We start from the raw sequence: 13,443 nt of genomic DNA, 5'->3' as shown, positions 1-13,443 counted from the left end.
TTCGTAGATCAGGCCTCTGTTAAAGTCTGCCCGAGATTTCATTCTCGGTCGGCAGCCGGCCGTCCGGCGTCAGGTGATCAACCACCTGCGGCAGATACTGGCTGAGGCCGGAGAGCAGCTCATCGCGCGACAGGCCGCTCTGGGCGGACAGGCTCTCGATCTGGTCGGCGCCGAGCGCCTTGGCGAGATCGCCGGGCGCGATCGCCTTGTTCTCGCCCTTGCCGACCCAGCTATTCGCGGTCTCGCCTTGGCCACCCTGCTGGAGCTGTTTGAGGAGATCGCCGAGCCCGCCGCTGAGTACGCTGCCGGCCGCGCCGCCCGCGAGCAGGCCGCCGAGGCCGCCCTTCAGGAGGTCACCCAGGCCACCGCTTCCGCCAAGTGCGCCGCCGAGGCCACCGCCCGCGCCCGCATTCACCGGCGGGGGGAGGTGTGTCGGCGTCGGGGACGTTTGCGGCGCTGCGCCGGGCTGGCCTGCCGTCAGATGCTTGAAGGCCTTCCAGGCGAGCAGGCCGAGCAGCGCCATGGTCATCGGCGACATGCCGCCGGAGGATTTCTCAGAGCTTGGCGTGCTCGGGCCGCGCGGGCCGTTCTGCATGCCGTTGAGGACGTCGAGCAAACCCATGGCGTTCTCCCTTGGCGATCTGTTGCCGGAAACAAGCCCCGTTTGAAAACATATGAGGCTCTCATGACGGATACAAGGCGATTGCACCGCAACCGTTCCATGGGCAGCAGGCCTCTCCTCTGCTATCGAAGGCGTGTCGTTCAGGGGGGTTAAGGTCTGGTGGTTACGGATCGACCGATCGTGGTGGCCGGCGCGGGCGCCATCGGATGCTTCGTCGGCGGCATGCTGGCGGCCGCCGGTCGCCGCGTCGCGCTGCTGGTGCGGCCGCGGGTGAAGACCGAGATCGAGCGGTTCGGCCTGCGGCTGACGGATTTCGACGGCTCCGAGAAAAAGTTGGGCGCGGGCCAGCTCGCGCTGTCGGAGGATGCTTCGATCCTCCACAGTGCCGGCATCGTGCTGGTCACGGTGAAGAGCGCCGACACCGCCGATGTCGCGGACCAGATCGCGCAGCATGCGCCGCAGGATGCCGTCATCATCTCCCTGCAAAACGGCGTCGGCCATGTCGCGGTTCTGCGCGGGCGCCTGGGCGGGCGGCGCGTGCTCGCCGGCATGGTGCCGTTCAACGTGATCGCGATGGGCGAGGGGCGCTTCCACCGCTCGACCTCAGGCGATATTCATGTTGGCGAGGACGAAGCGAACACGGCCGCGGCGCTCTCGGTGCCCGGCCTCACGATGCGCGCCAGCCGCGATATCGCCGGCGTGCAATGGGGCAAGCTGATCATCAATCTCAACAACGCACTCAGCGCGCTGTCCGACATGCCGCTCGCCGCGCAACTGGCGAACCGGGACTGGCGAAGATTGTTCGCCGACCAGATGGCGGAGGGCCTGGCTGCGCTGAAGGCGGCCGGCATTGCGCCGGTCTCGGCGACTCCGATCCCGGCGAACTGGACGCCGACCTTGCTGAAGCTGCCGGATGTGATCTTCAATGCGATCCTCGGCCGCACGATGAAGATCGATCCGGAGGCGCGCTCGTCGATGTGGCAGGATCTGAAGCTGGGCCGCAAGACCGAGATCGACTACCTCCAGGGCGCGGTCATTGCTCTTGCCGAGCAGAACAAGATCGGCGTGCCGCTGATGCGCCGCATTGTTGCGCTGATCAAGGAGGCCGAGGCGGCGGGTAACGGCCCGCCGCGGCTGACGCCGCAGCAGATTCGGGGCGTGGCTTGAAAGTGATGGAGGGACGCGATGAGGCGTTGTCTAACGATCGGGCTCGCGCTGGCCGCGCTCTGCGGCGCATCGACACTCGCCTTGGCGAGGCCGCCGACCGTCATGAACTCTCCCGGCTATGACAGGCGATTGCAGGAGAGCCGGTCGCAGTTGGGCAGCTCGCCGACGGTCACGGAGCCGGCGAGTACACCGGAGGTCAAACCGAAGCGCGGCAAGAAGAAGCATCCGAACTGAGGCCACACTCTCCGCTGTCGTCCCGGATCAGCGCTCCGCTTCGCTACGCCTGTCCGGGACGACAGCGGAGTTTGCCGCGTTAGCGGCTCACCCCTTCTTCGCCGGCTTGCTCGGCGTCGGGTTGAACAGCTTCTTCAGATCGTTCAAGCCTTCCGATAGCCGCGGCCATTCGCAGGAGAATGAACCCTTGACGCAGGGGGCGCCCTTCGGCCGCGGGTTGACGACCTGTTGCACCTTCGGTCGCTCCACCGGCACGGGCACGCGCTGGACCTCGGTGCGCAGCGCGACCTGCTGAAGTTGCTGCGCCTGTCGTTCCTGCTGCTCGCGCTGCTGACGCATGGCGGCCTGAGCCGCTTCATTGCTGCGGCGCTGATTGGCGAGATAGGCGGTGTAGGATTCGTCGATCTTCTTCTGCTCGTCCGGCGTCGGATTGGGACCTGCGATGTCGAAGGTGCGGTCCTGGAGGAAGTCGTAATAGGAATAGCCGCCGCCGGCCTTGCGCCGGCCGGCGAACCTCGCATTGCAATCGGCTAGGGCGGAGGTCTTCTCGGTCTTGGTCGCGGCCTTTTCGGCGGCGTCGGCGCATTCCTCGAAATCGACCGGTGCGCGTTTCCACCATTGCGCCTGGGCATGCGACGGCGTCAGCAGAAAAAATCCTGCTGTGGCAGCGAGAAGCGCCGCACGACGCGATGCAGACACGACCGACATTCTACGAGAGCATTCCTTGCAAAACTCAACCCGAACTGAGTCGAGCCGGATTTTTGCCCCTTTATCGCCGGCTTGTCACCCTCGGAACCCGGGAATTTCATGGCTGCAATGCTGACATTTTTTGCTTGACGTGGCCCGCGAGTCACAGCCGCGTGGCACGTGTTGCGTTTAAAGTTTTATCGGTTTGAATGCGAAGGGGAATGTCCGTCATGAGAGCGCTGGCCTGGTTCGCCGCAATTGCGTTCGCGATCGTTTCCAGCCATGCTTTCGCAGCCGACGAAGATGCGCCCAACCGCAAGCCGGTGAAGGCCATCGGCGATGCGCGGCTTGCGGTCGGCGGCCGGGGAATGCTGCCGCTCTACCTCTCCCGCGACTGGTCCATGCCGCTGCCGGTGATCTCGCGCGCGATCATCTTGCTGCACGGACGCCTGCGCAATGCCGACGAATATTACATATCGGCCAACAACGCCCAGGCCGCAGCGGGCGACGACGGCAAGAGCGCGCTGATGATCGTGCCGCAATTTCTGACGGAGATCGATATCGAAGCGCACAAGCTGCCGGAGGACATGCTGCGCTGGTCGCTGGAGGGATGGGAGGGCGGTGATGCCGCGCTCGCACCCACCCCGGTGTCGTCCTTCGAGGCGCTCGATGCGATTCTGGCAAAACTCTCCGACCGGCGCCTGTTTCCAAACCTGAAGCAGGTCGTGGTGGCCGGTCATTCCGGCGGCGGTCAGGTCGTGCAGCGCTACGCTATCGCCGGCAAGGGCGAGGCAAAGCTGTCGCGCCAGCACATCGACATCCGCTATGTCGTTGCCAATTCCTCGTCCTATGCGTATTTCGGTACGGACCGGCCCGCGCCCGCGATTGCCGCATCCTGTCCCGGCTACAACAACTGGAAATACGGCATGGGCGACCGGCCGCCCTATCTCGCGGATGCGACACCGGCGGCGCTCGAGCAGCGCTATGTCGAGCGCGAGGTGATCTACCTGCTCGGTACGCTCGACACCAATCCCAAGCACGCTGAACTGGACAAGAGCTGCATGGCGCAGGCGCAGGGCCCCACCCGCTACGTCCGCGGCCACGCTTATACGGACGCGATGGCCAAGCGCGGCCACGGAACGCCCAATCACCGGGTCTGGGACGTCGCCGGCGTCGGCCACGACGGCGACAAGATGCTGACCTCGAAATGCGGTCTTGCGGCGCTGTTCGATATTCCGGGCTGCGGGGCGGAGCGGTGATGCATTGAAGGCAGATAGCTTGAAGGGTTTGCTCCGGCTGTTACACTTCGCACCGTGAGCGCCTCATCCTGAGGCGGCGCCAAGAAGACGAAGTGGAAACGCCTGATGCTGCTGCCCCTGTCCGATGTGCCGCGCTGGTACGCCGAGCGCAAACCGCAAGGCACGATCGCCGTCCAACATGGGCAGGATACGCTGACATGGGATGAGCTTGAGCGCGGCGCCAACCGGCGTGCGCGGACGTTTGCCGCCAAGGGCGTCAAGCCTGGCGATTTCGTCGCGGTCGGCCTGCCGAACGGCAATGCGTTTTTCGAGACGTCTTTTGCGGTGTGGAAGTGCGGGGCGACGCCGACCTCGCTGTCGTGGCGGCTGCCGCGCGGCGAGGCCGCTGCGGTGCTCGAGATCCTGAAGCCGGCGCTGGTGGTCGGCGGCGAGGCCGACTGGAACGCGCCGAACCGTTTGCCCGCGGATTTCGTGCCGGAAGGGTTTTCGGATGAGCTGCTCGACCCGCCAGTGTCGCGCTACTGGAAGGCCATGACCAGCGGCGGCTCGACCGGCCGGCCGAAAGTGATCCTCGATCACCAGCCGGCGGTGATCGACACGGCGGCGGCGCTGCCGCTCAGCATTCCCTTCGGGGCCTCGCTGCTCAATCCGGGGCCGCTCTATCACAATGCACCGTTCATCGTGTCGCATTACGCGTTGTTCGGCGGCGGCAAGCTCACTGGCCTCGTCAAGTTCGACGCCGAGGAGACGCTGCGCCAGATCGCGCGCGAGCGCGTGCAATGGGTCAATTTCGTGCCGACCATGATGCACCGGATCTGGGCGCTGCCGGAGAACGTGCGCAATTCTTACGACGTCTCGAGCCTGCAGACCGTGTTCCACATGGCCGCGCCAATGCCGCCCTGGCTGAAGGAGAACTGGATCGACTGGCTCGGCCCGGAGCGGGTCTGGGAGCTCTATGGCGGCACCGAGCGGCAGGGCTCGTGCATCATATCAGGTACGGAATGGCTGACCCACAAGGGCTCGGTCGGCAAGATCGGCGAGATGGCCAAACTGCGGATCCTCGGCGAGGACGGCAACGACGTCGCGCCGGGCGAGACCGGCGAGATCTATTTCCTCAACAATGACGGCAAGGACGCCACCTACCATTATCTCGGCGCCGAGCCGAAGCGTCGCGCCGACGGCTGGGAATCGCTCGGCGATATCGGCAGGTTCGATGCGGAAGGCTATCTCTATCTCGGCGATCGCCTCGCCGACATGGTGCTGCGCGGCGGCGCCAACATCTATCCGGCCGAGGTTGAGGCCGCGGTCTCCGAAGCACCCGGTGTGCGGTCCTGCGTCGTGGTGGGATTGCCCGATCCGGAATTGGGCCAGCGCGTGCACGCCATCATCGAGCCGGAGCCCAATGCGGATGGCCAGGCCATCGCCGACGGCATGGTGGGCTTTCTGAAGGACAGGCTCAGCCGCTACAAGCACCCCGAAAGTTTCGAGATCGTGGCCGCCCCGCCGCGTGATGATTCCGGAAAAGTCCGACGCACCCTGTTGCGCGACGAACGCGCAGCGTGGATGAAGGAAGGGCGCGCTTTCCGGATCTGGCCGGCAAAGGCACAGGCGCACGCAGAATAAGAAAATTCACGAAAGGACTTTTTTGACATGACGATCACGATCGCTGCGATCAGCGTGCCGAAGCCGCCTGCCGAGATCATCGAGGGCTTTCGAGGTGCGCCGACCTCGGTCATTTCAGACAATCTCGCCCGGCTGCCGGGCGCGGTGGGCCTCAAGCCCTATCATCGCGGCGGCAAGCTGGTGGGGACGGCTTTCACGGTGCGCACCCGTCCTGGCGACAATCTCGCCATCCACCGCGCGCTGGAACTGGTCGGCCCCGGCGACGTCATCGTGGTCGACGGCGGCGGCGACGAGACCCGCGCGCTGGTCGGCGAGATCATGAAGACCATCGCGCAGTGGCGCAAAGCCGAGGGCTATGTGATCGACGGCGCGATCCGCGATGTCGCCTCGTTCGCCGGCGATGATTTTCCCTGCTACGCCCGCGCGGTGATCCATCGCGGCCCCTACAAGAACGGCCCCGGCGAGATCAACGTGCCTGTTTCGATCGGCGGCAGCGTGATTTCGCCCGGCGACATCGTGGTCGGCGACGAGGACGGCGTGGTGTCGTTTCCCGCCGCCGGTGCGGCCGCACTGCTGGAAGCGGTCCGCGCCCAGGTCGCGCGCGAGGAGGAGACCATGAAGGCGATCCGCGAGGGCCGCTACCAGGGCTCCTACGGCAAGTCCTGATCAGAGAAAAACGAAGGGGAGGATGGCGTGAGCCAGAAGGAAGAATTCCACAATATCGACAATCCCGCCGACGGGCTGTTCCGCGAGCTCGCGGCGGGCGTCACCACGCGCATCTTCTCCGGCGAGCAGGCGATGCTGTCGGTGGTGACGCTGGGCCCGCATGCGCAGGGCACGCTGCACCATCATCCCGAGGAGCAATGGGGCGTGCTGCTCGACGGCTCCGCCATCCGCGTCCAGGGTGATGAGGAAATCGCGGTGAAGAAGGGCGATTTCTGGCGCACGCCCGGCAACGTTCCGCACACCATGCGCGCCGGCCCCGACGGCGCCAGGGTGCTGGACATCTTCAGTCCACCACGACCCGAGTACAAAAAGGCGGGGTCGGGTTTCGGAACGACCTGAAGCGCTCAAAAGCAAAAAAGCTAAGCGCAAAACAAATCAAGGGAGGGGACCATGACGATCACACGACGCACGCTGCTGGCCGCGCCGGCCATTCTTGCAATGACGCCGGCGATGGCTCAGGCCGGCAAGATCACATTGGTCGTGCCGTTTCCGCCGGGCGGCTCGACCGATGCGATGGCGCGGCTGCTGCAGAGCAATCTGCAGACGAAACTCAACCGCATCGTCGTGGTCGAGAACAAGTCGGGCGCCGCCGGCGCTCTCGGCGCCGCGCAGGTCGCCAAGAGCCCGGCGGACGGCTCGACGTTCCTGGTTACCTTCGATTCCCACGCGGTAATCCCGGCCATTCTCGACAAGCCGCCGCTCGACGTCGAGCGTGAGCTGATGCCGGTGTTCCTGGTCGGTACCGCGCCTTATGTGATCGCGGCCGGTGCCGGCCGCCCCTACAAGAGCTTTGCCGACGTGGTCGCGGCCTGCAAGGCGACCCCCGGCGCGGTGAAATACGCTTCCGTCGGCATCGGCACGCTCGGCCATCTCGCCATGACCGTGCTCGGCAACAAGGCTGGCGTCGAGATCATGCATGTGCCCTATCGCGGCGGCGGGCCTGCGATGAACGACGTGCTCGGCGGCCATGTCGATCTGATTGCGGGATCGGCGGCGCTGGTCGCAGCCCAGCTCGGCAGCAACATGCTGCGCCCGATCCTGCAGCTCGGCCGCGAGCGGCTGCCGGCCTTGCCGGATACGCCGACCGCGATCGAAGCGGGTTTTCCGGACTTCGAGACGCTGGCCTGGTGGGGCATCTTCGCGCCGACAGGCACGCCGCCCGACATCGTCTCCGCCATGGCGACGGCGTCAAAGGAGATCCTGAGCGAGCCCGCGACCGCCGCCCAGCTCAAGGAGACCCAGCAGATGACGCTGCTGCTCGAGGACGGCCCCGCCTTCAAGAGCTTCTTCGACAAGCAGGTCGCCACTTGGGGCAAGGTGGTCAAGGACAACAATATCAAGGCGTGAGGGACGGGAAGACCTCCGCATTCGGCCGGCGGAGGGCTTCCGATCCCGCCCTCGCTTTGATATGAACACCTCCAGGCAACCCGCCTGACCGGCGGGTTCCGCGGTCCCGTAGCTCAGCCGGATAGAGCGGCGGTTTCCTAAACCGTAGGTCGCATGTTCGAGTCATGCCGGGATCGCCATAACTGTCTCCCCTCCCACCGCTTAAGCCGACATCGGCGCAAGGCGCTTGCGATAGTCGGCAGGTGTCACGCCGATGTGGCGGACGAAGCGCGGCGCTATGGAGCAGCGTCGGCCAAAACATGGTTGCGCTTTTCCGTCCGTCCGGCGCAAAAATTGCTGGAAGCGTGGGCTTCCTTCCTTTTGGCCGACTGACGGTCGGCCATCTCAGCACGACATCCGGAGACCAGAATGCCTTTCGATCTGATCCTGCGCGGCGGCCGTGTGGTCGACCCCTCCCAGAAGCTCGACGCCGTGACCGATGTCGCCTTCGCCGGTGGCAAGGTCGCCGCGATCGGCAGCGGGCTCAAGGCGGATCCGGGCACGGATGTGCGCGACGTCTCGCGGTTCATCGTGACGCCGGGGCTGATCGATCTCCACACCCATGTCTATTGGGGCGGCACCTCGCTCGGCATCGATGCCGAGGAATTCTGCCGCCTCTCCGGCGTCACCACGGCGGTCGATACCGGCAGCGCCGGTCCCGGCAATTTCGCCGGCTTCCGCAAGCACGTGATCGGGCCGAGCCAGGTCCGCATCCTCGCTTATCTTCACGTCTCGCATGCCGGCATCTTTGGCTTTTCGCATCGGATCATGGTCGGCGAGAGCGAGGAGTTGCGGCTGATGAATCCGATCGAGGCGGCCAAGGTCGCCGATGAGAATCGCGATCTCATCGTCGGTATCAAGGTGCGCGTGGGCCTGCACTCGTCGGGCACATCAGGGGCCGTGCCGCTCGACATCGCGCTCGAGGTCGCGAACGAGGTCGGCATGCCCCTGATGGCGCATATCGACCATCCGCCACCGAGCTATGAAGAGGTGCTGGCGCGCCTGCGGCCCGGCGACGTGCTGACCCATGCGTTCCGCCCCTTCCCGAACACGCCGGCGACCGCGCAAGGCACGGTGAAGAAGGCGGTGCTCGACGCGCGCGAGCGCGGCGTGCTGTTCGACATCGGCCACGGCAAGGGCTCATTCGCCTTCAAGACCGCGCGCGCGATGCTCGCGAACGGCTTCTATCCGGACACGATCTCGTCCGACATCCACCAGCTCTGCATCGACGGTCCGGCCTTCGACCAGGTCACGACACTGTCGAAATTCCTGTGCATGGGCATGGAGCTTTCGGATGTGATCGCAACCTCGACGGTGAACGCCGCAATGGCGTTGCGGCGTCCCGAGCTCGGCAGCCTCAAGCCCGGCAGCGTCGGCGACGCCACGCTTGTTACGGTCAGGCAGGGCGAGTTCGACTATGTCGACGTCGTCGGCGAGCACCTGACCGGCGATCGCAAGATCGTCTCGGAGGGCGTCGTCATCGGCGGTCGCTGGTGGCATCCGAATTGATCGGTACTGGCCGGGGCTTTCAGGCGTCACGGTCTGGCAGGCTGCAGCATTGTCTACCTGCTATTGTGCGGCCCTTTTGCGTTGCTCGGCTGCGAGACAGTCGTTCTCCTTTTGAAAGAGCCCGAGCAATCGCGCGCTGAGATCAAGCAAAGGCTGCTGCATAGCCGCGAGGTAGTCGAAGGTCCGCGAATTCCCGCTGCCCCGATACCGTGCCCATGTCTGGATGTCCGCCGTTCGTGAAATGGCGTCGTTCTGAAGCGAGATGATCGAGGACTCGGCATCCTGTTTGTGGAAGTTCAGGGAATCCGTGTCCATGCGCGCGAGCTGTTCTTCGCTCGGTTCGAAACGCGCGGCGAACACCGGTTCGGCGATCTCGCGAGCGTCCGCGACACCGATCGATGCAAGCGTTCGGCGCATGTATTCCCTGCAGAAGTCGTGCCGCACCAGCTCGTCGTGCACGGCCCGATCGAGGCCGGGAGACTTGTCGTTCCTCAGCTCCTTCTCGAGCTCGTAGAAGCTTTGAGCGCTGACGCCGAGGGCGGCCAGTTCGCGCTGGACGGGCTCGCTCTGCAGGATCTTTATCTTCGTGCGCACTTCCCAATGCGCTGTTCGTTCAAAATGCGAACCGTCATCCAGATAATACATTAACGGACTGTCGATCCTGACGGCTCGCAGCGCGAGGTCGGTGACATCCCGCAGAATGTCAGATTTCAACAGATCCCCCGGGGCGATCTCACCCGGCGTCTTGCCGGGCAATAGCGGGCATTTGGCCTCCTCATACGCCTGCGCGACGAGCTCTGAACAGAACAGGTCTCCGCGCCCTTTCTTGCGGAAGGCGGCGATCCGCGCACCGATTGCTCCGGACAGCGAATAGTCACGCGAGAAATATTGGTGCCCACGATTTGCAGCCGATTGTGCACGCGACGGCCCACCCACGACGTCGAGATTGAGCCTGAGGAGCTTCACGTTGCTCCTCGAGCGTACTCCCGTCGGAGCGAGAGCAAATCTGCAGACCCCGGTTCCAACCGCTTCGATCATCAAGCCTGGCTCGACGCACAGAGCCGCGTGGCTGAATGGCGTCCGGCTTCCCGCTCGGATCGCGGCGCTTGTGAACGTCGAAGGATCAAGCAGATTCAGCGGAACTCTGGTGAGCAGGATGTCGCCGGGGCAGACGAGCCTTGGAATGAAGACAAAAGCCCTTTCCGAAGACTTCCCGCCGGACGATGGTTTGCCCGGGGACGGCATCCAGGCCGTACGTCGACTTCCCATGACACCCCGCCTGTCACTTGCTCGCGTCGGACGACGATAGCATGCCGCCGCGGCGGATCGCAGCCATGGCGCACTATTTTGCCGTTCTACAGCGACCTCGCGATCAGCAGCTTCATGATCTCGTTGGTGCCGCCGTAGATCTTCTGGATGCGGGAATCGATGAAGATGCGCGAGATCGGGTATTCCTGCATGTAGCCGTAGCCGCCGAACAGCTGGAGGCATTCGTCGGCGGTCTGGACCTGCTTGTCCGAGCACCAGTATTTCGCCATCGACGCGGTGACGGTGTCGAGATCCCCGGCGATCAGGCGCTCGATGCACCAGTCGACGAAGACGCGCGCGATCATCGCTTCGGTCTTGCGCTCGGCGAGCGTGAAGGCGGTGTTCTGGAAGTCCATCAGTGGCTTGCCGAACGCCTTTCGCTCCTTGGTGTACTCGGTGGTGAGCCTGACCGCGCGCTCCATCGCGGCGACGGCGCCGACCGCGAGCGCGAGGCGCTCCTGCGGCAATTGCTGCATCAACTGGACGAAGCCCTTGCCTTCCTCATTGCCGAGCAGGTTTTCCGGCGGCACCGTGACGTTGTCGAAGAACAGCTCCGACGTGTCGGAGGCGTGCAGGCCGATCTTGTCGAGGTTGCGCCCGCGCTTGTAACCGTCCGCGCCCGCGGTCTCGACGACGATCAGGGAAATACCCTTGGCGCCGACATCGCCGGTGCGGGCGACGACGACGATGAGATCGGCGGCCTGGCCGTTGGTGATGAACGTCTTCTGGCCGTTGATGACGTAGGAATTGCCCTGCTTCTTCGCGGTGGTCTTGACGGCCTGGAGGTCCGATCCGGTGCCGGGTTCGGTCATGGCGATGGCGCCGACCATCTCGCCGGAGGCCATCTTCGGCAGCCAGCGCTTCTTCTGCTCCTCCGAGCCGTAGTTGAGAATGTAGTGCGCGACGATGGCGCTGTGCACGGAGACGCCGGTCGTCAGTTCTGGCACCGTGCTTTCGAGGTCCTCCAGCACCGCCGCGTCATAGGCGAAGGTAGCGCCCAGGCCGCCATATTCCTCCGGTACGCTGGCCAGCAGCGCGCCCATCTCGCCGAGCCCGCGCCAGGCGAAGCGGTCGACCATCTTCTGCTCGCGCCATTTCTCGGCATGCGGCGCCAGATCCTTGGCAAGATATTTCCTGAACTGGTCGCGAAATGTGTCCAGTTCTTCGGTCATCCAGGACGAACGGTATGCCATGAAACCCCCGCTATTAGACAATCAGGCCGCCGCCTGCGACGACCACCTGGCCGCTGATATAGTTGGATTCCGGGCTGCAGAACAGATAGACGGCGTCCGCTGCCTCCTCCGGCGTGCCGCCGCGGCCGAGCGGGATCATGCGCGACATCGCATCCAGCATCTGCGGCTGGACGCCGACCTTGATGTCGCGCCCGGCGACGTCGATGGTTTTCTGCTGTGCCTCGATCGGTTGTGTCAGGCGGGTGTTGATGAGACCGAAGGCGACGCAATTCACGTTGACCTTGTAGCGGCCCCACTCCTTGCACATGGTCCGGGTCAGCCCGATCAGCGAGGCCTTGGCCGAGGAATAGCTCGCCTGTCCGGCGTTGCCGTAGAGGCCTGCGATCGAGGAGATGTTGACGACCTTGCGGAACACCTCGCGGCCCTCTTCGGCTTCCTTTCTGGCGAAGACGCGGATCGGCTCGGCGGCAGCACGCAGGATGCGGAATGGAGCGACGAGATGGACGTCGAGCATGGCCTGGAACTGCTCGTCCGTCATCTTCTGGATTGTGGAGTCCCAGGTGTAGCCGGCATTGTTGACGATGATGTCGAGTCCGCCGAACTTGTCCAGCGCAGCCCCGACGAAGCGGTCGGCGAAGCCCGCTTCCGAGACGCTGCCGTTCACGGCGGTGGCGTCGCCACCGAGCGCCTTGATCTCCGCCACCACGGCGTCGCCGGGCTCGGCATCGAGATCGTTGACGACGACCTTGGCGCCCTCGCGCGCCAGCTTGAGTGCGATCGCGCGCCCGATGCCGCGGCCCGAGCCGGTGACCAGCGCGACCTTTCCTTGCAGTTTTGCCATTTGCATGTGTCCTGTTGCTGTTACAGCGCGACGACGGCGCTGCCTTCGAGCTTGACCTCGCCGCGATCGTCCCTGGTGGTGAGCGCGAGCCTTGCGCGCCGCTCGCCGTCTATGGCGAAGAGTTCGGTCACGGTGCCTTCGCAGGTCAGCTTGGCGCCAAGCTGGGTGATGGCGACGAACCGGGTCGAAAAACTACGGAGCCTCGACGGTGGCACCACATCCGTGAGCGCCTGCCCGAGATAGGCCATCACCAGCATCCCGTGCGCGAACACATCCGGAAATCCGGCTGCCTTGGCAAAGTCGATATCGACGTGGATCGGATTATGGTCGCCCGATGCACCGCAGTAGAGCGCGAGCGCGTGGCGGGTGATCGGTGGAAAGACCTTGTGGACGAGACGGTCGCCGGCCTTGATGTCTCCGGATGCCGTCATGACGCCACCTCGTTGCGGACGACGATGGTGCGCGCGGTATCGGCGACATGCACGCCGTCCTGATTGGTCACCTCGCATCGGATGCCAATCAGCGTCATCGCGCCGCCCTTCTTCTCCATCACGCTGGTCACGCTCGGCCGAAACGTCAGGGTGTCGCCGACTAGAACCGGCGCGTGATAAACGAAGCTCTGCTCGCCATGCAGCACGCGGGCGAGGTCGACGCCGAGCGCGGTGAACATTTCGAAGGGGTCGTCGACGTCCATCATCTCCAGGCAGAACAAATAGGTCGGCGGCACCGGCATGCCGGTGAAACCCGCCGCCCGCGCAGCGTCTACGTTGCGGTAGACCGGGTTCCCTTCATCCAGCGTATTGAGGAAGTAGCGAAGGCGACCCGGCTCCACGCGCGCGGTGACAGGCGTGAAGCAGCGCCCTACGGCTGACTGATCGACCATGGATG

15 protein-coding genes and 1 tRNA gene are annotated in these 13,443 nt (G+C 64.8%); 9 read left to right on the top strand and 7 right to left on the bottom strand.

Annotated features, from left to right (window positions below; translation table 11 throughout):
• Positions 1 to 19: 19 nt before the first annotated feature.
• Positions 20 to 622, bottom strand: a complete 603-nt coding sequence (locus WHZ77_RS31425) for a YidB family protein (protein WP_375311477.1) — start codon at positions 620 to 622, stop codon at positions 20 to 22.
• 159 nt (positions 623 to 781) lie between these two features.
• On the opposite strand from WHZ77_RS31425, the gene WHZ77_RS31420 reads away from it, so the two are divergent.
• Positions 782 to 1,789, top strand: coding sequence for a 2-dehydropantoate 2-reductase (locus WHZ77_RS31420; RefSeq protein ID WP_375311476.1), 1,008 nt, complete (start codon positions 782 to 784; stop codon positions 1,787 to 1,789).
• 18 nt (positions 1,790 to 1,807) lie between these two features.
• Complete coding sequence (locus WHZ77_RS31415; RefSeq protein WP_375311475.1) at positions 1,808 to 2,023, top strand: hypothetical protein; 216 nt, start codon at positions 1,808 to 1,810, stop codon at positions 2,021 to 2,023.
• Positions 2,024 to 2,110: 87 nt separating this feature from the next.
• Here WHZ77_RS31415 and WHZ77_RS31410 read toward each other — a convergent pair whose 3' ends face one another.
• Complete coding sequence (locus WHZ77_RS31410; protein WP_375311474.1) at positions 2,111 to 2,731, bottom strand: hypothetical protein; 621 nt, start codon at positions 2,729 to 2,731, stop codon at positions 2,111 to 2,113.
• 209 nt (positions 2,732 to 2,940) lie between these two features.
• Here WHZ77_RS31410 and WHZ77_RS31405 point away from each other — a divergent pair, with 209 nt between their 5' ends.
• From WHZ77_RS31405 to WHZ77_RS31375, 7 genes are all read left to right on the top strand, one after another.
• Positions 2,941 to 3,969 (top strand): alpha/beta hydrolase, encoded by a 1,029-nt coding sequence (locus tag WHZ77_RS31405; RefSeq protein WP_375314853.1) that lies wholly within the window; start codon positions 2,941 to 2,943, stop codon positions 3,967 to 3,969.
• A 105-nt stretch (positions 3,970 to 4,074) separates the two neighbouring features.
• A complete protein-coding gene (locus WHZ77_RS31400; RefSeq protein WP_375311473.1) occupies positions 4,075 to 5,592 on the top strand; it encodes an AMP-binding protein in 1,518 nt (505 codons plus the stop codon).
• 27 nt (positions 5,593 to 5,619) lie between these two features.
• Positions 5,620 to 6,258 (top strand): RraA family protein, encoded by a 639-nt coding sequence (locus tag WHZ77_RS31395; RefSeq protein ID WP_375311472.1) that lies wholly within the window; start codon positions 5,620 to 5,622, stop codon positions 6,256 to 6,258.
• A gap of 27 nt (positions 6,259 to 6,285) precedes the next feature.
• On the top strand, positions 6,286 to 6,657 hold the full coding sequence (locus WHZ77_RS31390; RefSeq protein ID WP_375311471.1) for a cupin domain-containing protein: 372 nt from the start codon (positions 6,286 to 6,288) through the stop codon (positions 6,655 to 6,657).
• Between the two features lie 51 nt (positions 6,658 to 6,708).
• The gene (locus tag WHZ77_RS31385) at positions 6,709 to 7,665 is read left to right on the top strand and encodes a tripartite tricarboxylate transporter substrate-binding protein (RefSeq protein WP_375311470.1); all 957 of its coding nucleotides are present in this window, start codon (positions 6,709 to 6,711) and stop codon (positions 7,663 to 7,665) included.
• 102 nt (positions 7,666 to 7,767) lie between these two features.
• A tRNA-Arg gene (locus WHZ77_RS31380) sits at positions 7,768 to 7,844 on the top strand.
• Positions 7,845 to 8,073: 229 nt separating this feature from the next.
• Complete coding sequence (locus tag WHZ77_RS31375; protein ID WP_375311469.1) at positions 8,074 to 9,213, top strand: amidohydrolase/deacetylase family metallohydrolase; 1,140 nt, start codon at positions 8,074 to 8,076, stop codon at positions 9,211 to 9,213.
• 60 nt (positions 9,214 to 9,273) lie between these two features.
• Here WHZ77_RS31375 and WHZ77_RS31370 read toward each other — a convergent pair whose 3' ends face one another.
• From WHZ77_RS31370 to WHZ77_RS31350, 5 genes are all read right to left on the bottom strand, one after another.
• Positions 9,274 to 10,179, bottom strand: coding sequence for a hypothetical protein (locus WHZ77_RS31370; protein WP_375311468.1), 906 nt, complete (start codon positions 10,177 to 10,179; stop codon positions 9,274 to 9,276).
• Positions 10,180 to 10,568: 389 nt separating this feature from the next.
• Positions 10,569 to 11,714, bottom strand: coding sequence for an acyl-CoA dehydrogenase family protein (locus WHZ77_RS31365; RefSeq protein ID WP_375311467.1), 1,146 nt, complete (start codon positions 11,712 to 11,714; stop codon positions 10,569 to 10,571).
• Between the two features lie 13 nt (positions 11,715 to 11,727).
• Positions 11,728 to 12,555, bottom strand: a complete 828-nt coding sequence (locus tag WHZ77_RS31360; protein ID WP_375311466.1) for an SDR family NAD(P)-dependent oxidoreductase — start codon at positions 12,553 to 12,555, stop codon at positions 11,728 to 11,730.
• Positions 12,556 to 12,575: 20 nt separating this feature from the next.
• Positions 12,576 to 12,986, bottom strand: a complete 411-nt coding sequence (locus WHZ77_RS31355; RefSeq protein ID WP_375311465.1) for a MaoC family dehydratase — start codon at positions 12,984 to 12,986, stop codon at positions 12,576 to 12,578.
• Positions 12,983 to 13,438 (bottom strand): MaoC family dehydratase N-terminal domain-containing protein, encoded by a 456-nt coding sequence (locus WHZ77_RS31350; RefSeq protein ID WP_375311464.1) that lies wholly within the window; start codon positions 13,436 to 13,438, stop codon positions 12,983 to 12,985. Before WHZ77_RS31350 ends, WHZ77_RS31355 begins: the two co-directional genes overlap by 4 nt.
• Positions 13,439 to 13,443: the final 5 nt, after the last annotated feature.

Origin of the sequence: Bradyrhizobium sp. A5, from assembly GCF_042076515.1 — a bacterium.
Lineage (GTDB): Bacteria > Pseudomonadota > Alphaproteobacteria > Rhizobiales > Xanthobacteraceae > Bradyrhizobium > Bradyrhizobium cosmicum.
Note: the sequence above shows the minus strand (reverse complement) of the source record. Positions and strands in the feature narration are given on the sequence as shown.